Origin of the sequence: Thermococcus peptonophilus (genome assembly GCF_001592435.1) — an archaeon.
Lineage (GTDB): Archaea > Methanobacteriota_B > Thermococci > Thermococcales > Thermococcaceae > Thermococcus > Thermococcus peptonophilus.
This window is the reverse complement of the sequence record NZ_CP014750.1, coordinates 1,136,568-1,156,014: the sequence shown is the minus strand read 5'-3', so window position 1 is coordinate 1,156,014 and position 19,447 is coordinate 1,136,568. Positions and strand designations below refer to the sequence as shown.

Below are 19,447 nucleotides of genomic sequence, written 5' to 3'. Positions count from 1 at the left end.
GGCGAGGGGGCCGTAGCCCGCCTTCTGTATCAAGGGGGCATTCGACTGAGCGGCCTACCACGGGGCTCACACCGGGAACTCATCGCCCCTCCCTTGGCCTTGCACCCCGCGGGACGGCCGTTTCACCGCATCCTCCGGGATCGTCTGCGGGTTAGCTCGGGCACCGTCGCCGGGCCCTTCGCCGCCTTCATCCACATCCCCCGGAGGCCGTGTCGTTTCTGCGCCGTTGCCCGGCCTCTCGGCCGGTGCCTTGCGGCACCGCGGCCCCGGTGCGGTGGGCGGAACTTCCTCGGGAGCACCCCGAGAGCCCCCGACCCCCTCGCCCGAATAAGGTTAGAAGAGGGGAAATAAAAAGGTTTGGTCACCTTTTCTTCGGAAGTGACTTAAAGCTCCTGAATTTTGGCGGTTTGGGCCTCTTGAACCTCCCCAATGGGGAACGGCGCTTTGGCCTCGGCCTCACCCTTCGTTTGTTCTTTGCTCCAAACTCCCGTTGCCACACGACCCAGGCCAGGGTGGTAATAAGGACGATAACCAAAAGGATTACTCCCCAAAACGCTCTCCCGCGGGCAGAGTAGATCTCTCCCACGGATGAATTCGATTCTGAGGTTGGAGTAGTGCTGGTGGAAGTTTCGGATGACGTTACGACCGTGGGAGTGCTTGTTTCTTCAGGCGCAGGATAGACCCAGAGCCCAGAATACGAAGAGATGTACTCACCAACCTTCAGCGTGAAATTGTAGGCAACGTCACCAGCGGCAGCTAGCGGAATGGTAAGAACCACCAAACCCTCTCCCGGTGGAATCTCAACAAGGGTCGAACCAGAGTAAGAAACTGCCCCATCAATTGTTACGTTGTAGAGAAGAACTCCCGATTTTTTGGAATCGGGATTATACGTCTGAATGTTGAATACAACCCCCTTTTCACCTCCGACCACGCTGATATTCGTGATGCTTGGGGGACTTAAGACCGTGTAATGAACCTCACCCCCACTTATTCCGACACCCAAGAGAGATACGCGGTACTTGAGTGTATAGTTCCCAGGAATCTCAGTCAGCAACGGAACTTTAACGACCTGAGTGCCTTCTGTTACAGTTACTGGAATAGTCGTATTTTTCACAAACCGATTCTCATTATAGTAACTTGCAACGAGGGTTAAATTTGCATTCCTCACGGACATCAGAGTTATGTACAGACTTCCGGTGTCATTCAGATAGAGGCGGTCTTTTTCAAGGGAAACAGAAACCACTGAAACACCCATAAGAACCTTAAACTTTCTTAGCCGTGAGATTGAAGTATTGGAGCACCTGACAGTAAGCTCAACCGTGTACTCTCCCTCGGAATACTTTGAATCAATAGGAATCTCAAAAACCAGCGATGAATCCCCTGGGGCAATGACCATGCTTTTGGAGATAGAATAGAGCTCTCCAACCCCCCTAACTGAAAGACGGACATTGACGCTTACATTCTTGTGTCCCAGATTAGATATTGGAGAATAAACCACTAGAGAATCCCCTATGAAAACTGTCCCGTCTTCAGGCTGAATACTCAATTGTCCAACGCTTACTGGGACAGAAAGAACCTCCAGGGGAATTGACACGACGAACGTTCTTAAACTGCCCGAAGGGAGAGTCGCAAGAAAACGAAGTTTCAAACTGTAGTTTCCAGCGGGAACCCGCTCGGAACAAGTTATATAGTAAGAAAAAGTGACAACCTCATCTTTGTTCCAGCCTCCCAGAATTAAGGGGGTGAGTGTTACATTGATACCTTCAACTTGACTGCCATTCTGGGACTCAACCCAGACGGCCCGAAGGTATGTTCGCCCATACGCCTCCCCAGTTGGATTCATAATCGGTACTACGCCTTTAGAATAGTCACCAGAAACAACGACTATAGACACGTTGACAGAAGACTCAGAGAGCACAGGAGGAACATAGGTGACGAAGATGAGCAGAGCAATGACTACTGGAATTATAGACGCCTTAATGGCCATAGCAATCACCTGAAAATAATTGGAACTTTATGATATAAAACATTAGCGCATGTTCAGCAAAATTAAAACGCCTCCGCCAACGAGGAACAGCGCTATACTGAGGAAAATCTTGTAGAGGGAAGATTTCGAAAAATGGTCTCTAACTACCGCCGCTAGGATCGCCAAGACCGTGCCATACACAAGAGAAAATATCCCCGCAGCCATCTCAGGCCTCACTTTAAGAACCAAAAGGACTCCCAACAATGCCCCTGCAAGGACGGTTGCATGGGGTACTGTAAACATAAGGTACCTGAGAAAAACTTTCTCGTCTTCGTTCATAGCCATCACTCCATTATGAATGCGTAGGTGGTCGTTGTCGGAAGGACTCTTCTTATCCTCGGAAGGAGATACCTAGGGTACCTCCCCTCCGATTTTTCCTCTAACGGGTCAAACTGTCCAAGAACGGTCTCGATTACTTTGACTTCGATCTTCCCCCTAACCCTGAAGTATCCCCTATCAACCGTGCTGATCTCCAGGACTATCGGAAGCATCAATCTGTTTTTCTCGTCCTCATCTAAAATTGAAGATAGATACTCAAGTTCTGAACTTCTAAAATAGTGTCTGCTCCCGTCCCTTAGGGTAACGTAGTCCTTTCCACCATCGATAAGATCCCCAAGAGTGACCCTGCGCCGGGGGAGGTGGAGGTTAACACGCATTATCTCCCTGTTCAGGATGTCTTCGATTTTTGACATGAGTAGTGTTAAGGTTTGAAGTTCAAAAACTTTGATAATCACCTAACTGTTAATTACTGGACTATATTCAACAAAATTTGAACAGATAAATGCAAAACTCTGATTCGAGAGGCTCAGTTTTGTCATTGTGACAAATGTTCAGTAGAAAAGATTAAATTTGAAAATAAGTGCAATATATAGCGATAACTATGAACTAACTCACAAGTGTGGAGGGAGCTAAATGAACGAGATTAAAACAATCCCAGAGGAGTTCAAAACAAGTACGAAGAAACCAAGATTTCTGCTGCTGGCGTTTACTGACATCAACGGATCGCTAAAGGGTATGGAAATACCAATAGAGCGCTATGAAGAGGCAGTTGAAAATGGAATCTCCTTTGATGGATCCTCAATACCCGGATTCGAAGGAATAGAGGACAGTGACCTTATATTCAAGGCCGATCCCGACACCTATGCTGAACTACCGTGGGAGGGCATTGGAAGGGTCTACGGGTACATATACAAGGGGGACAAACCGTACCACGCTGATCCGAGGGGAATTCTGAAGAAAGCCCTCGAAGAACTGGAAAAGAAAGGAATAAAAGCCTATATCGGCCCCGAGCCAGAGTTCTACATATTCAAGAAAAACGGGACATGGGAGCTCCATATTCCCGACAACGGCGGCTATTTCGACCTTGTTGCCCTCGACAAAGCCAGGGATATAAGAAGGGAGATTGCACTCTACATGCCCTATCTCGGCCTCAAGCCGGAGGTTCTGCACCACGAGGTTGGAAAAGCCCAGCACGAGATTGACTTCCGCTACGACGAGGCCCTCAGAACTGCCGACAATATAATAAGTTTCAAGCATGTTGTTAAGGCAGTTGCAGAGCTCCACAGCTACTACGCCACCTTTATGCCCAAGCCCCTCTACGGTCTTCCCGGGAACGGAATGCACCTCCACATAAGCCTGTGGAAAGATGGCGAGAACATCTTCGTCGGCGAAAACGGCTTGAGTGATACGGCCCTGTACTTCATCGGCGGAATACTGAAGCACGCGAAGGCCCTAACGGCCCTTACCAACCCAACCGTCAACAGCTACAAGCGGCTCGTACCAGGTTATGAAGCACCGGTTTACATCAGCTGGGGCTACCGTAACAGGAGCGCCCTTATCAGGGTTCCGGCCTTCAAGGGAAGCGGTGCGAGGATAGAGTACCGCTGCCCAGACCCGAGTGCAAACCCATACCTCGCCTTCGCTGGGATACTTATGGCAGGACTGGACGGAATAAAGAGAAAGATTGAGCCGGACTCATACGTCGAGACCAACGTTTATGAAATGGACGAGGTTGAGAGGGAGAGGCTTGGAATAGAGACACTCCCGGGAAGCCTTGGAGAGGCCCTTGAAGAGCTGAAGAAAGATAAAACAGTCAGAGAAGCCCTCGGCAGGGCCTGCAGGAACTTCATCGATTACAAGGAGAGGGAATGGGAAGAATACCTTGAATACCTGAGCTTGAGGGATATCCCAATTGACACCAAGAAAGTTACAGAGTGGGAGCTTGAAAGGTACTTCTACGTTTAATGTGTCTCCTCCAGCGAGGCCTCTTCAGTCCTCTCCTTCTCCCCAATGTGCACTATGATGGAACCCCCTATTATGAGCGCCGCGCCTAGTAGCTGAACTGAACCTAACTTCTCTCCAAAGAGGAGAAAAGCCAGAAAAATTGCCACGACAGGCTCCACAGTTGCCACTATACTTGCCCTGCTGACTTCAACTTCTTTGAGGGCATGGTTATAGAGAACATATCCTAGAAACGTCGGAAAGAGTGCCAGAGCAAAGAGGTATGGGATTGCTCCAGTTGGTACACTAAAATCTGAGAAGGGAGCGAGGAACATTAGACCAAACAGCAGTGTGTAAAAGAGCGCCTTTTCGGGCTCTTCTTTTCTAACCGCAAACTTGGCAAGGACACCATAGAGAGCATAAGTAAAGCCCGAAAGGAGACCAAAAAGCAGGGCTTTGGCCGAGAATGAAGCACCGAACCCGTTCACCAGAAACACACCAATGGTGACCATAACCAATGCCGTTAGCTTTTCCTTCGTTATTTTTTCATTGAAAATCAGCCTTCCAAGGATTATAGAGTACATCGGAGCAGTATAAAGCAGGAGGACGGCGAAGGAAACGGAGGATATCGTGACCGTGTAAAAGTAGAGGGTGTAAAACAGGAAAATGCTGAAGAAGCCATAGAGGACGTAGAACCTGAGCCTCGAGCGTTCAATTGAAAAGCCGATGCCCTTCAGCTTGATGTAGGTACCGAGGAGAAAAAGGGCAAAAACGACGCGGTAAAAGACCATCGTGAAGGGCGTCAGGCCAAAGCTATCCAAGTATTTGGCAAAGATGCCGAGTGTTCCCCACATCGAAGCCGCCAGAAAAACAAAAAGGTAGCCCTTCTTCATGATTTCACCTCAAAACTCAGGCCCCACTGGAAGTCTCCGCTTGTGCTCGCTTCTCCTTACAAGGCTCTCAACGTATTCGACTTTCTCGACGCTTATTCCAAGCTCCTCCGCTATCTCCTCTTTCGGCATCCTGAGGTCAACGAGGCGCCAGAGTATCTCGTCAAGAAGGTGATAGCTTATTCCCAGCTCGTCCTCATCAGTCTGTCCTTCCCATAGACCCGCCGTGGGCTTCTTCTGGATTATCCTTTCTGGAACATCGAGCAACTTTGCTATCTCCCAGACTTCAGTCTTATACAGGTTTATCAGCGGTGCGTAGTCGCTCGCCCCGTCTCCCCACTTCGTAAAGTAGCCAGTTAGGAACTCGCTCCTGTTGCTGGTTCCAAGGACGAGCCTGTTGAGCTGGTTTGCGTGGGCGTATAAAAGTATCATCCTCGCTCTAGCCATGATGTTCCCAAGGGAGCGTTTGTCGGGCCTGAAGCCGAGCTGAGAAACGAAAGACTCAACAATCGGCTTGATGTTTATAATCTTGCACCCTATCCCGAGAGAACTGCAGACGAGCTTTGCATCCTCAACGTCGCTGTTCTCGTAGTAGGGCATAATAAGACCCAGAACTTTTTCTTTCCCTAAAGCTCTGACGGCCAGATATGCCGTTGTGGCGCTGTCTATTCCCCCGCTTATACCGACGACGACACCTTCAACCCCAGCCTCCCCGACCTTTTCTCGAATGAACTTCGCTATCCTCTCAACCACTGAATGGTAGTCAAGATTTCTCATCTTTCCTCCCCTCCCTAACATCCCGGAGAGCTTTGGCATAACCAACCCAGAGAAAGACCGACCCCACCACTGCCAGGATTAGTGCAGGTATTGAGAGGTCAGAGTATGGATAGTCCAAAGCTTTCACGCGATAAGTATAACTGACACTCCCATTGTAGACGACAACGTCTGGCCTTTCGTTGGGATAAAGAACTAGCTGTCCTGTTAGGTTGTATGAATGGTTTTCGCCCGAAGAGACGAGCAAAGTGGCGTTATTGGATGTGAGAACAAGTGTTCTATTTGGATACAGGTATTTGCTCTCAAAGCTCTCGTTTCCCAGGGTATACTCACCAGGCCCGAGTTCTCCACTCTGGCTGTACACCTTATCCTCAACTACAAAACTTGCTACAGCAGACAGCACGAGGGCTAAGATGAGCATGAGGAGGCCCAAAGACAGAACTCTGGACTTTTTAAACGCCTGAATGACTTCTCCCATAAGCACCACCAGAAAAATAGAAGGAAAGAAATCAGTACTTGCCAACGAGGTGGCACTCTGCCCAGTGGTTGTGCTCGTATTCGATGAGCTTGGGCTGCTGGACGTCGCAGAGGCCCTTCTGAGCGTAGATGCACCTCGGGTGGAAGCGGCATCCCGGTGGTATGTTGACGGCGCTCGGAACTTCACCCTTGATGGGCAGTTCCTTTATGACGTTCCTCCTCTCCGGCTTCGGCTCGGGAACCGCTGCCAGCAGTGCCCTCGTGTACGGATGAAGCGGGTTGTCAATAACCTTCTTTGCAGGTCCCATTTCTACGATCCTTCCGAGGTACATCACCGCCATCCAGTCGGCGAAGTACCTTGCGGTAGACATGTCGTGCGTGATGTAGAGGTACGTAACGCCCATCTTCTCCTTGAGTTCCTTCATCAGCTCGAGGATTTCCGCACGTATGGAAACGTCAAGCATCGAGACAGGCTCGTCCGCTACAACGAACGTTGGGTTGAGGATGAGGGCGCGGGCTATGGCGACACGCTGCCTCTGACCACCTGAGAGCATGTGGGGGAACCTGCCGACGTAGTCTTCCGGTGGAGTAACCTTGACCATCTCAAGGGCCTTGTATATAAGCTCCTCACGCTCCGCCCTGGTTTCGCCGATTCCGTGTATGAGGAGCGGCTCTTCAAGGACGTCAAATATCCTGAAGCGAGGATTGAGGGAAGCGAACGGGTCCTGGAATATCATCTGGACTTTCCTTCTGTAGGCGAGGATCTCCTCCTTGGTGTTTATCTGAGTAACGTCCTGCCCTTCGAGGTATATCTTTCCGTCGGTGGGTTCAAGGAGCTTAACTATCAGCCTCCCGGTAGTGGACTTACCACATCCGCTTTCACCAACGAGGGCAAAGACTTGCTTCTCGTATATTTCAAAGCTCACTCCATCAACGGCATGAACGAAGCGCTGAGGTTCACCGCGAAGTGCCGCAAGCAGACCCCTCTTGAGCGGAAAGTACTTCTTGAGGTTTTCAACTTTGAGTATTGGCTCCGCCATCTCTCACACCTCACAGCAGCCAGCATGCGGCGTAGTGATCCTTATCAATTTCCTTCATCTCGGGCTCCTGCTCCCTACAAACGTCCATGGCATATGGACACCTCGGATGGAAGCGGCATCCCTTTGGCGGGTTGATGAGGTTGGGCGGCTGTCCGGGTATGAATTCAAGCCTCTCAACGTCCTCATGGAGCCTTGGGATGGCTGCAAGAAGCTTCTGGGTGTACGGGTGGGCCGGCTCGTAGTAGATTTTCTCGCTGTCACCTATTTCCACTATCTTACCAGCGTACATTATTGCAACCTTATCGCTGATCTCTGCGAGAATGCTCAGGTCGTGAGTAATGAATATCATCGAGAGGTTGAGTTCCTTCTTGAGGCGCTTCATCAGGTTGATAATCTGGGCCTGGACGATAACGTCAAGGGCCGTTGTCGGCTCGTCCGCTATGACGACGCTCGGCTCCATGAGGAGAGCCATGGCTATTACGACACGCTGCTTCATACCGCCGGAAAGCTCGTGTGGATAGCGGTAAACTATCTCGGGGTCGAGACCGACGAGCTCAAGGTACTTCTGAGCCCTGTCGAGAGCTTCTTCCTGGCTCATTCCCTTGTGGTAAATGAGCGGCTCCGTCATTTGGTAGCCGATGGTGTAAACTGGGTTGAGGGCGTTCATGGCACCCTGAAAGATCATGGATATCTTCTGCCAGCGAATTTCCTTCCTCAGCACATCCTCGGGAAGTCCGACTATCTCCCTGCCCTCGATCTTGATGCTACCATCTACTATCTTGCCAGGGGGCGTTGGCATTCCTAAAAGGGTAAAGCCGAGGGAGGACTTGCCGCAACCGCTCTCTCCGGCAAGTCCCAGAACCTCACCCTTGTTGAGGGTAAAGCTGATGTCGTCCACTGCCTTGACAACGCCCTTGTTCGTGAAGTAATACATCTTGAGGTTCTTAACTTCAAGTACTGGCCTGCTCATCTAAACCACCTCATGCGCGCTTGAGCTTCGGATTGAGCACGGTGTCGAGCGACACACCTATCAGGACGAATATCAGTCCAACGAACGCTATTGCCAGTCCTGGCGGAATGACCTGCCACCAGTAGCCGTTGAGCGTTGCGCCGTTCTGCTGGGCAGCGTTGAGCATCTGACCCCACGTAATCATATTGTTGCTTGTCAGGCCGAGGAAGCTCAGACCCGCTTCGCTGAGGATGGCACCCGGAACGCTGAGGGCTATGCTGGCGAATGCATACGGCAGGAGCTGTGGAACTATGTGCCTGAACACAATCCTGCCGGTGCTTGCCCCAAGTGCCCTCGCAGCTTCGATGTAGGTCTGCTCCTTGATCTGCAGTGCCATACTCCTGGCGACCTTGGTCGTACCCATCCATCCGAAGAGGACGAGAATCAGAACTAGCTGCTTCAGTGTAATCCTGCCTCCAAAGTACAGGGAGAGCAGGATGAGCATAGGCAGTACTGGTAGTGTCATAAAGAACTCCGTTATTCTCTGTATTACCTCATCGGCCCAGCCTCCAAGGTAGGCACTGGTAACGCCTATGAGGATTCCGATGACGACAGAGCTTATGGAGACTGCAAGGCCAATTGCTATAGCAACACGGATTCCCCACAGAAGACCAACCGCTATGGGCCTTCCGTACTGGTCAGTTCCAAGGAGACCAAACGTCCTACCGACCATGGCAACCTCGAAGTTGCTGAGGTCAACTTTGACGTTCTCCGGAGCTTTTACAACGATTGTGAACTTGTAGTCGCCCTGGAGGGCTACTGGCTCGCTAATAACCTGCTCAAGGGTACGGAGCTGTCCGTTCTCTGTGAGAGAGCCAAAGAGAACCTTCATCGGATCCATTGACTGGAAGTACCCGTAGAGCTTGCTGTCGAGCTGTATCTGCTGGTTAATCTGCATGAGCTTAATCTCCATCGGGAGGGCCTCTGGGGGAGCCATTGGGAGCTGGATGATACCGTTCTGGTAGAGCCAGTAAAAGAGGAGGGTCTTGACTTCCTTCAGGTATGAAAGCTGGAGCACACCCTTGCTGGGGAGCTGAGTATCCGGTAGCAGGAGAAATTTCTCAACCGTGACACCCTGCTCTTCGGGTCTCTCCACGTAGACTGACACCAGCGGGTTGTCCTGAGGTCTGCTTGCATTGGAGTTCAGTCCGGTAATGACGATATCCTTCGGTGGAACGTCATAGTTCATGTTATACGTGAAGGTGAGTGTATACACCTTGTAACTACCGTTCTTACTTTCAGCAACGTTCATATCGTGTATTGTATATACTTTTTGATCAGCAAGTTTCTGGTCTGAAAAGGCGTTTTCCCATGAGGGAGGGGCGTTCTTTGGATTGACAATCCAAGCCTCACCGGTCTGCCATTGCTTGGGTATGTCCGGGCTTGTGATGTAAGGGGCCCCTATTCCAAGGACTAAGAGGATAATGAGGAATATTAGACCAAGCATTCCACTCTTCTGGTGCTTGTATTCGCTCCAAAACCTCTTGACACTGTCCTTAAAGTCAACCCATCTCATTCACATCACCTCATGAACGGGCGGCTGCACCAATCCTGATTCTCGGGTCGAGGTATCCGTAGAGTATATCCGCGAGAACCATCGAGAGCACGGTAAGCACTGCGAACATGTAGTTGAGAGCCATCATCGTCCTGACGGCGTTGAGCTGAAGGGCCTCGTAGTAGAGACGTCCCATCCCCGGCCAGTTGAAGACGATCTCCGTGATGATTGCACCACCAAGAGAACCTATGAGTCCGAAGATAACCATGGTAATGATCGGCGGGGCGGCTGCCTTGAGAGCGTGTCCGTAGATAATCTTCCTCTCGGGAACACCCTTGGCCCTGGCAACCATGATAAAGTCTTCCTGCATGGTGCCGATCATGATGTTTCTGGTCGTCCACGCCCATCCACCGAAGGACACGAGAACTATTGTGAGGACCGGAAGGCTCATCTTCTTCAGTATGTTGATCCACCCGGAGACTTCAACCTGGGAGTAGAGCGTTATTGGGAGCCAGCCAAGATAGACGACGAATAGGAGTATCATAAGCATTCCGACCCACCACATTGGAAGACTCGAGGCTATCATGGCCAGTATGGATATTGTCCTGTCAAGCAGGCTTCCTGGGTGGCGGGCGCTCTTCAGACCAAGCGAGAGACCTATGAGAATTATGAATATCTGTGAAGTTGTGAAAAGCAACACTGTTCTTGCGAGTGCCGTCTTAATCTGGCTTACAATGTCCGTTGTTCCAAAGACTTTGACAAATGAATTACCCCATCTAAAGAAGAATGTGTCAATTGTATACATCCACATCCTCTTCCAATAGGGCTGGTCAAGGCGGTAGTATTTGATTCTTGCCTCACGGTACTTTTCTATCATCTCCTGCGTGGGCTGCTGGTGGTGCTGCTGTGTGTATCCACGCACCCACATCTGGACTTCTTCGTCAACCTGAGAGGTTAGCTGGATTGTTGCCAGTTTTGTAAAGAGGGCGGACATCAACAGAACCGCCAGGAATAGTATTATTACGGCGTTCACAAGCCTGTACGCCACGTATCTTCCGAAGCTCATTCCCATTCTATCCCCTCCAGATGTGATACTACCAAGCTTTCATGGAGTCAACTTTTACGTGAAAGTTAAACTTTAAATAGTTTTCTCCCTTCAGTGCACAAATGCACACAAGAGGACATAATCACTTCATTTTATTCACATGCACCGAAGATTGCCAAGAAACATTCAAGGAAAAATCAAGAAAAGAAGGAAAAGGTCACTTCCTCCTCCTGAGGAGGAGTGGGACTACTGCGAGGCCAACGAGGAACGCCGGACCGCAGATTCCGCCCTTCTCGCCACCGCTGCTGGTCTGGGTAGCGCTGGTCGTAGTAGCGGCCGGCTTGCTGGTAGTAGTGCTCTGGGTGGTGCTCTGCGTGGCAGTCTTAGTAGTCTCAGTAGCGCTTGTAGTGGTCGTCTCAGTCTTGGCCGGAGCAAGGCTCCTGGCACCGAGGAAGCCACCGACACCGCTGATCGGGTCAACCATCACTGCCTGAATCTTCTTGTTGGTCAGGAAGAAGTTCCAGGTCTCGGCTGTGTAGACGCGAGGAGCGTTGTAGATGTGTGCACCGTAGGCGAGCTTGAAGAGGTCCCAGAACTGGTCGAGGCTCTGGAGTGAGACGGTGACGTTGTTCGGGCCGGTCCACTCGGCGTACGGAAGGACGTTGGCGAGGTCGTAGCCCGTCCAGTCCATTATGTCGTTGAGCTTGTCAGGGGTGTTGTAGTACTTGAGATCGAGGGTCTGGATGAACTTGTTAACGTCGCCACCGGCGATAACGTTAACGAGATCCCTGACGGTAATCGGGTTGTGGTAGTCAGTACCCCAGTTCGGGTCAACGTAGATGTCGAAGAACCAGAAGTCCCAGGCAAGGCTGGCAACGTCCTGTATTCCGCTGACGACCCAACCCTCAGTGTAGACGTTCCACTGGAGGGTGCTCGGGTCGCTGAGGTAGACAGCCTTGCTGGCCTGGCTCCTCTGCCACTGAAGGAGGTTGACCTGGAAGCCAGCCTTCTCAAGGAGCTGGGCAATGTACTTACCCTCATCAAGCCTCTCGTCCTCAACACGGGCAATGACGCTGACGGTAACCGGCTCGCCGTCGAAGTACCACTTGCCATCCTTCTTCTCGAGGGTGTGGCCCTTAGCCTTGAGGGCCTGAGCGGCCTTGTTCATACCCTCGTCGATGAGCTTAAGGGCGTAGTTCTCGTCACCCTGGGCGGTAAGGCCGAGGGCCTTTGCAACCTTCATGTAGTTGGTGTAGGCGTCAACCTGACCGCTGACCTCAGCACCGAAGAGCGGAGCACCGCTACCCTGGAGGATCTGGCTGACGATGTACTGCCTGTTGACGAGCCAGTTCATCGCGTACCTGACTTCCCTGATGGCGAACGGGTTGAACTTCTCGGTTCCTGAGGAGTTAACGAGACCGGTCTGCGGGTCGCCGACGAGGTTGAGGTTGAGGCTCCACCAGACGGCGATGGTCTTTATCGGGTTGACCTGGTCGCCATACTCCTCAATGGCCTTGGCAAGCTTGTTGTAAGGCCTTGCGTACCAGTAGAGGTCGTACTCACCCTTTGCAACGGCAAGAACTGCGGTGTCGTCGTTGAGGCTACCGTAGATGTCGATCTCCTTCCAGAACGGCTCAAACGGTATCTTCTGGCCGTTGACCTCACCTGGGAAGCCAACCCTCTTGTTGTTGGCGAGCTTAAGGACAACGGTCATGGCCTTCGGGTCGTACTTCTCAACATAGTACGGACCGTCGCCGATGAGGATGTTCTTGTAGTTGTCAACCCACTTGATGATGTTCTCATAACCGACCTTGGCCATGTCGTCGGTGAGTCCAGCCTGCTCCTTGCTGATGCCCCACTTCTGGAGGTAGTCGGCGAGGTTGCTGCTCAGCCAGACCGGAATGAGTTCGCCGCTGTTGAGGATGGCCTGGGCTTCGGCCTTGAAGTACGGGGCCTGGTCCGGGTCGATCATGTCAAGCTGGTAGCCGTCGGTCGGCTGGGTGCTCCAGTCGAAGACCTTACCGTTAACGCCCTCAGCAACCATCTTGCTGACGGTGTAGTAGACCTGCCACGGGAAGCCGGGCTTAACCATGTAGTTAACGGCGGTGGCCCACTCGCTGTACGGGACGACGTAGTCCTGGTAGACGGTGTACTCGATGTAGTCGTCGGTGAGCTTGTCAACATTGATACCCATTATGCTCTCAAGGGTGCCCTGAAGGGCGTTGCCCCAGTTCTCGTTGTAGTACTTGTCGTCCTCACCGTTCTGGTAGGCCCACTCCCAGTCCATTGCGTATGAGAACAGATAGTCCGCAAGGGTTATCTTGTGGCCGTCAACCCACTGGCCGAGACCACACTTCCAGGTGACGGCACTCTTAGCGGTCTTTCCAGCGTATGGAGCCTCCCACTTCTTGGAGGTTCCGTTCCAGATTATGGCGCTGTCCGGAACCTGGACGTTGTACTTAACATCAACAAGCTGGCACCTGTAGCCGTGCCTTTGGGCGTCGGGACCCATAACAATGGCGGCATCGTTGAGGAAGTACCAGACACGGTTGGTGTAAACGTCGGTCATTCCATCGGGTGATGGGTTGAAGACGCCCATGAAGAGGCTTCCCTGGGCGGCGAGATAGACTATTTTGAGGGTGTCCCCTGGAACTTCTGCGGCGCTTGCTGGCTTGGCCACGTAGAAGGTGCTCAACAGCATCAGGCCCATAACGAACAGGCCTAGGACTTTCCTACTCATATTCCACTGCCTCCTTCAAGTTTATAGCAGCATTTGCCATATACGGCGTGTAATGGCATAATGCTATACATTCGAGACCTATTTAAGGGTTACGTTAAAAACCTTGAGCAGGCATGAGAACAGACTGGAAAAAGGTCAACTAGCCTACATCCAGGATAAAGGCACAGCATAATTTGATTGCGCCACATATCACATATTTAATGGATTTTACAACCTTGGAAATTCTAAATCAGAGTAAAAAACAGCAGACATACCTGTAGAAAACCAGAAAAAGGATGTGAGTTCAGAAACCTCTACAAAAAAGCTTAAAACTAAGGAAGATTAAGCCCGCGTGGGCACTCATGCATGAGCTGGTTCTATCTGGAAAGTTTGTACTAAACGGTGAGATAGTCAGAGGGAGCATCGGCATAGATAACGGCATTATAACAGATATCTCCAAGAGAGACATTAAAGGTGAAGAGACAATAGTTTTCAGGAATAATGAAGTTATACTGCCTGGTCTTATAGACACTCACGTCCATTTGAGAGACTTTGAGCAAAAGGAAAAGGAGACCGTGGAAAGTGGAACTAAGGCAGCCGTCCATGGAGGCATAACGGCAGTCTTTGACATGCCGAACACAAAACCTCCTATCATGGACATCAAAACTTTCAAAGAAAGATTGAACATCCTTGAGAAGCATGCCTACACCGACTATGCCGCGGGCTTCCTTCTTGCCGGAAACTGCGGGGAAGCGTCTGGAGTGAGGGCAGATTTTTATAAAATATTCATGGGAACATCGACCGGAGGGATATTCTCAGAGGACTTTGAAATCGACTATTCCTGCGCCCCCGGCATCGCCAGCGTCCATGCCGAAGACCCAGAGGCCATAAATAAGAATCCCGACCGACCTCCGGAAGCTGAAATCAGAGCGATAAATAAAGCTCTTAATGCCGCGGAAAAACTGGGGAAGCCACTCAACATATGTCACGTCTCAACTGCAGGTGGAATTGAGGCAATACTCAAAAAGAACTTTCCCTGGGTGAGCTTCGAGGTTACACCACACCATCTCTTTCTCACGAAAATGGACTTTGAGGAGAACCCCCTGCTCAAGGTCTACCCGCCGCTGAGAAGTGAGGAGCACAGAAAAGCCCTCTGGCAGAGCCTCTCAAAAATCCCAATAATAGCGAGCGACCACGCGCCGCACACCATTGAAGATAAAAAAGCGGGCGCAGCAGGAATTCCGGGGCTGGAAACCGAGGTAGCACTCCTTCTGGACGCCACAAACAGGGGACTCATGACGATATTCGACATCGTTGAGAAGATGCACGACAACCCCGTGAGGTTCTTCGGCATTAAGGGACGCGATTTCTCACCGGGAAACGAGGCGACTTTCACGATAGCTGACCCCCGGAGAGAATGGACGGTCAAGCCCGAGGAGTTCTACACAAAGGCAAAATGGAGTCCCTGGGAAGGGAAAAAGCTGAAGGGAAAGGTCGTGATGACTGTTCTTAAGGGAAGGGTCGTTATGGAAGACGATGAAATCATAGGAAAGCCGGAGGGGGTAAGGCTGGATGTACAGGGTGGTAAATATTGAGGAGATATGGGATGTGGCAAAGGACGTGAAGGCCTTTAGATTCAATAAGAGGATCGAGTTCACACCGGGGCAGTTCGTGATGACCTGGCTCCCGGGTGTTGGGGAGAAACCATTCAGCCTAGCATGGAGGGATATGATAGTCGTAAAGCGCGTCGGACCGTTCACTACAGAGCTCTTCAAGCTTGAAGAGGGGGACAGGCTTTGGATCAGAGGGCCCTACGGCCATGGATTTATCAAGAAGGGAGAAAAAGTAGCCCTCGTCGGCGGGGGTATAGGTATCCCACCCCTATATGCCTTCGCAAGGAAAAACCAGAAAGAATTCGACCAGATAACCCTCATATACGGGGCCCGATCAAAGGACGAACTTGCACTACTGGACATTGGAGACTACGTGGACGATGTTGTAATAACAACGGACGATGGCTCCGCAGGAAGGAAGGGTTTTCCGACTGATATTCTCACCGAGAGAAAGGAAGAGTTCGACCAGGTCTACGCCTGCGGTCCGGAGCCGATGCTGAAGGCGGTGCTGCGGGCTATGGACTACAAAAATGTCCAAATATCAGCGGAGAGGTACATGAAGTGTGGTATAGGTGTCTGCGGATCCTGCAACCTTGGGAAATATCTCGTCTGCAGAGATGGACCCGTCTTTGAGGGAGAAAAGCTCGTTGGACTTCTATGACCAATCACCTTTTTAAACCCACCTTTTCTGCTCTCTCCGGTGAGAAGATGGGTATAAAGATGAAGTGGGAAGACTTTGCGAGGAGCATGGGCGTCGAACCCCAGATACTCGAGAACAAAGAGGCCAGGCTTTTAAAGCAGTTCGTGATGGATTTGAAGTTTCCCACTCACTGCCAAGGCTGCCAGGGACTTGATTTAAGCAACCCGAATCCTGTTCACCATCCAAGCTACGAGCTGACTCCGGCGTGCAACCACGACTGTATCTTCTGCTACTCAAACGTCGCGGTGAAACTCGGAAAGGCACCGAAGCCCGGCTACTACGGCTGGGAAAACCCGTACGCAATAACAGTTTCCCAGTACGGAGAGCCGCTGATAAGCCCGCGCATAGTCGAGGTCAACAGGATGCTCCGCGAGAGGTTTCCGAATGCAAGACTTGATCTGCAGACCAACGGTTCCCTCCTGACCGAGGAGCTGTGGGCAAAGCTTGACTTCGATCTCGTAATGATAAGCCTCGACGCCGCGAGCAGAGAGAAGCACCTCAAGATTACAAACGCGGACACTTTTGAGGCCGTCGTCAACGCCCTCAAAATCGTTGGTTCAGACAAGTCCGTCCACTCGGTTGTGAGGACCATCTTCATGCCGGGCATAAACGACGAGGACATACCGAAGATAGCCGAGCTCGCCGCTTCCCTCGGAATAGACGAGATGATGCTCCAGCCGCTAACCATTCACGAGCTTAACGTTGAGAGACTGAAGAAAGCCGGTCTGGACTTCGAGAGAGCAGAGAGCATAAGGGAGTTTCTCAAGGCGGCTATGGAAGCCAAGAAGTACATAGACGTGAGGATAAGCGGCTGTCAGCTTGCGATATACAGGACAATGGATCCGCTGACGCTCTTCAGCGCGAAAAGGGTCGCTAGAGAAGTGGCACCTGCAGTTAAGAGGGAGAGGCTCCTTTAGTACTATTGCATGACATTATGACATCATTCGTCCTATTACTCCAGAGAATTATCTGCTTTGGACGTTCCCATATGCAACTATTTTGAATTCTATTAATTTCCACAAAAGTAAAAGTTAAAAACTTCGGAACTAAACTCGCTCAAGGGTGAAGCCCATTAGGCAACTAATGGAAAACCTTCTCCTCGTCGTTATTGCGCTTCTCATAACGGGGATCGCCATAGCATACGCCGATGAGAAAGCAGTTATGATTGGAGAGGAGCCACCCAGGGACCTAACCCTAAAAGAAGCCCTCTACAGAACCTGGGAGTATTTCCAGTTTTCAATAAGTGTTTTCACGAAAGGGAAAGGGGAGATAGGGTGGAGGGGCATCTTCTTCGGAGTGTTTAGGGACTATAAGACGACACCAAGGGAGCTTTTCCAATACGTAACTGGTATAACCCCCGAGACCACTGTTCTTACTACACTCTCGTTGCTGACGATTGTAATGCTCATAGTTCTGCCCCTCGGCCTCTACTGGGGGCTCCACGCGGGATATAGGGGCGGATTATCGGATAAAATCCTGCTCATCCTCGCGCCGGTTTTCTCTGGAATCCCCGCCTGGTTCTGGGGTTTATTCCTCCTGTGGACGCTGTGGTGGAAGTTCGACATAGGTACGATCAGCTATCTTAATTACATACACCGCGAAATGGCCAATGGAGGCCCCGGGATAAGCGACTATTTTACAGCCCTTCTAATCCCGCTCCTCGCCCTAACAATCGGCAACATAGCGGTCTACGCGTTCCACGTGAGGAACTTCGTGAAGAAAGAAGTTAAGGAGGACTACTTTTTCGCCGATGTCATGAAGGGACTTCCCGAGAGGAGGATCCTCCGAAAGCTTTTGAGAACAGTCACACCTTCCTTCTTAACCTACACGAGCTACAACTTCCTGAACCTTATGATAAACGGAATGGCTCTCGAAAAGCTCTTCGACGTTCCTGGCATTGGATTCGTCCTGACAAAGGCCATAGACAGGTTCTACGTCTTTACTGGCGATGGGTGGGCGCCAATGTTCTACTTCAACCCCTACCTCGTTTTCTTTGTGGCCTTCATCATGGCAATCCTCTACTTCCTGAACTCCACGATAATGGAAGCTCTGTACCTTCGCCTGGACCCCAGGAGGGAAGTGTATGGCGAGGATTAGAGTACCCCTCAGGATCATCCTGTCCATAACAATAGTCACCTCATACATCATAATGGCAATTATCGGACCTCACTTTTATCCGAATATAGCCGAGAAATGGGACGACCTAGATCTGTGGAAAAACAACCCTCCAAACGCTCCGCCCGCATTCTACGGAGAGCTGAGGGGACTTCCAAAGACGGAGTGGCTCCCCGGCGAGTACGTGGACGGAAGGGTGATTTTCACTTACGACTTCAAGTACTCCAAAGTGCCTAGAGATATACTCGTTCTCGCAAATTCAACTAGAAAAATACGAATAACAATCATAACCCCTCTCAACGAGAGCTACACCCTCTACGAAGGAGACCCCTTCCCAGATGGCATCTATATCGGCAGGAACCTGCTCTTCGCCCCCGACTGGGAGAGGATGAAGACTGAAAAGTGCCCCAACCTTGACAAGAAGGTCATGCTCAGACCTCCGTTCTCGATACTGTTTACAGAACCCGACACTCAAGACTGTTTCAACAATCCCAAATTGGTAAAAGGGAAGTACAAAATAATCTTGGAGCCGTTTTATTTTCCCGATGAAAAGTTCAGCCCAAAAGAAAGTGCTAGAATCCTAGTTCAAGGCGAGAGCTACGGGGTTCTTGGAACCGACCCATTCGGAAGGGACGTGTGGGCTGGCTTCATCGGGAGCACAAGGGACACGATACTGGTAACGATTGAAGGGGCATTCATTGCCGTCGGCCTCTCCTTCCTCCTCGGCATGAGCGGGGCTGTCCGGGGAAAAGTTGGCAGGCTCTCAAACCTGATCTCAAGGCTTCTCACGATAATTCCACTTCTGCCCTTTGTTGGAGCGGTGGCAATAGACCTCGGAACGTTCAACGCCTCAAAACAGATGGCCACTGCAAGACCTATAGTGGTGGCATTCATCCTCGGCCTTATAGTTGCCGGTGAAGCATCAAGAAGCGTCAGGGCGATAGTGAAGGAAGAGCTTAGGAAGGGATACGTAGAATCCGCAATAGCACTCGGGGGCAACTGGTCGTGGATATTGAAGAAACACATGCCTAGGGTCCTCATTCCATACTCCCTTCACCAGTTCTCGATAACCATCCCGAAAATCCTCGCTCTGATAACGCTCCTCGGGTTCTTCTCCATAGTGCCGGGCTTTAACTGGGGCTCCATAATGAGCCAGACTGTCGTGATGGGCAGGACGAGCCTCTACTCCTACAACCTCAATTGGTGGCAGGTTCTACCGGTGGCCGTTTCGATAGCGGTGCTTTCGGTTTCCTTCACTCTGATAGCCACGTGGATAGAGGACGAGTTTATGAAAGTCTAGCCAAAGTTTTATTTTTTTCAACCC

17 protein-coding genes and 1 other RNA gene are annotated in these 19,447 nt (G+C 51.0%); 6 read left to right on the top strand and 12 right to left on the bottom strand.

The genetic code is table 11. The annotated features are described in order from the left end of the window. Position 1: 1 nt before the first annotated feature. The 4 genes from rnpB to A0127_RS06195 form a co-directional block, all read right to left on the bottom strand. Positions 2–323, bottom strand: an RNA gene (gene rnpB, locus A0127_RS06210) — RNase P RNA component. A 38-nt stretch (positions 324–361) separates the two neighbouring features. Continuing rightward, entirely contained in the window at positions 362–1,987 is a 1,626-nt protein-coding gene (locus A0127_RS06205; RefSeq protein ID WP_062389343.1) for a COG1361 family protein, read from the bottom strand. 42 nt (positions 1,988–2,029) lie between these two features. Further along, on the bottom strand, positions 2,030–2,305 hold the full coding sequence (locus A0127_RS06200; RefSeq protein WP_062389340.1) for a hypothetical protein: 276 nt from the start codon (positions 2,303–2,305) through the stop codon (positions 2,030–2,032). A 5-nt stretch (positions 2,306–2,310) separates the two neighbouring features. Then, on the bottom strand, positions 2,311–2,718 hold the full coding sequence (locus A0127_RS06195; RefSeq protein ID WP_062389337.1) for a DUF61 family protein: 408 nt from the start codon (positions 2,716–2,718) through the stop codon (positions 2,311–2,313). Positions 2,719–2,938: 220 nt separating this feature from the next. On the opposite strand from A0127_RS06195, the gene glnA reads away from it, so the two are divergent. Next, positions 2,939–4,270: a type I glutamate--ammonia ligase gene (gene glnA, locus A0127_RS06190; protein WP_062389334.1), complete on the top strand. Its 1,332-nt coding sequence runs from the start codon at positions 2,939–2,941 to the stop codon at positions 4,268–4,270. Here the strand turns inward: glnA and A0127_RS06185 are convergent. From A0127_RS06185 to A0127_RS06150, 8 genes are all read right to left on the bottom strand, one after another. Beyond that, positions 4,267–5,139, bottom strand: a complete 873-nt coding sequence (locus tag A0127_RS06185) for an EamA family transporter (protein ID WP_062389328.1) — start codon at positions 5,137–5,139, stop codon at positions 4,267–4,269. The two genes, glnA and A0127_RS06185, sit on opposite strands and share 4 nt — an antisense overlap. A gap of 9 nt (positions 5,140–5,148) precedes the next feature. Beyond that, positions 5,149–5,913: an NAD+ synthase gene (locus A0127_RS06180; RefSeq protein WP_062389326.1), complete on the bottom strand. Its 765-nt coding sequence runs from the start codon at positions 5,911–5,913 to the stop codon at positions 5,149–5,151. Further along, entirely contained in the window at positions 5,900–6,388 is a 489-nt protein-coding gene (locus A0127_RS06175) for a hypothetical protein (protein ID WP_062389324.1), read from the bottom strand. The genes A0127_RS06180 and A0127_RS06175 overlap by 14 nt, the downstream gene beginning before the upstream one ends. Before the next feature lie 31 nt (positions 6,389–6,419). Next, a complete protein-coding gene (locus A0127_RS06170) occupies positions 6,420–7,427 on the bottom strand; it encodes an ABC transporter ATP-binding protein (protein ID WP_062389321.1) in 1,008 nt (335 codons plus the stop codon). Positions 7,428–7,437: 10 nt separating this feature from the next. Continuing rightward, the gene (locus tag A0127_RS06165; RefSeq protein ID WP_062389318.1) at positions 7,438–8,397 is read right to left on the bottom strand and encodes an ABC transporter ATP-binding protein; all 960 of its coding nucleotides are present in this window, start codon (positions 8,395–8,397) and stop codon (positions 7,438–7,440) included. A 10-nt stretch (positions 8,398–8,407) separates the two neighbouring features. Then, entirely contained in the window at positions 8,408–9,952 is a 1,545-nt protein-coding gene (locus tag A0127_RS06160) for an ABC transporter permease (RefSeq protein WP_062389315.1), read from the bottom strand. A 10-nt stretch (positions 9,953–9,962) separates the two neighbouring features. Next, positions 9,963–11,003, bottom strand: coding sequence for an ABC transporter permease (locus tag A0127_RS06155; protein ID WP_331710441.1), 1,041 nt, complete (start codon positions 11,001–11,003; stop codon positions 9,963–9,965). 190 nt (positions 11,004–11,193) lie between these two features. Then, positions 11,194–13,716: an ABC transporter substrate-binding protein gene (locus tag A0127_RS06150; RefSeq protein ID WP_062389312.1), complete on the bottom strand. Its 2,523-nt coding sequence runs from the start codon at positions 13,714–13,716 to the stop codon at positions 11,194–11,196. Between the two features lie 341 nt (positions 13,717–14,057). Between A0127_RS06150 and A0127_RS06145 the strand changes: the two genes are divergently transcribed. From A0127_RS06145 to A0127_RS06125, 5 genes are all read left to right on the top strand, one after another. Next, complete coding sequence (locus A0127_RS06145) at positions 14,058–15,290, top strand: dihydroorotase (protein WP_062389310.1); 1,233 nt, start codon at positions 14,058–14,060, stop codon at positions 15,288–15,290. Then, positions 15,268–15,969: a dihydroorotate dehydrogenase electron transfer subunit gene (locus tag A0127_RS06140; RefSeq protein WP_062389308.1), complete on the top strand. Its 702-nt coding sequence runs from the start codon at positions 15,268–15,270 to the stop codon at positions 15,967–15,969. The genes A0127_RS06145 and A0127_RS06140 overlap by 23 nt, the downstream gene beginning before the upstream one ends. Before the next feature lie 47 nt (positions 15,970–16,016). After that, a complete protein-coding gene (locus A0127_RS06135) occupies positions 16,017–16,925 on the top strand; it encodes a radical SAM protein (RefSeq protein WP_062389305.1) in 909 nt (302 codons plus the stop codon). A gap of 145 nt (positions 16,926–17,070) precedes the next feature. Then, positions 17,071–18,105: an ABC transporter permease subunit gene (locus tag A0127_RS06130; protein WP_082781399.1), complete on the top strand. Its 1,035-nt coding sequence runs from the start codon at positions 17,071–17,073 to the stop codon at positions 18,103–18,105. Further along, a complete protein-coding gene (locus A0127_RS06125; RefSeq protein ID WP_062389299.1) occupies positions 18,092–19,423 on the top strand; it encodes an ABC transporter permease in 1,332 nt (443 codons plus the stop codon). The genes A0127_RS06130 and A0127_RS06125 overlap by 14 nt, the downstream gene beginning before the upstream one ends. Positions 19,424–19,447: the final 24 nt, after the last annotated feature.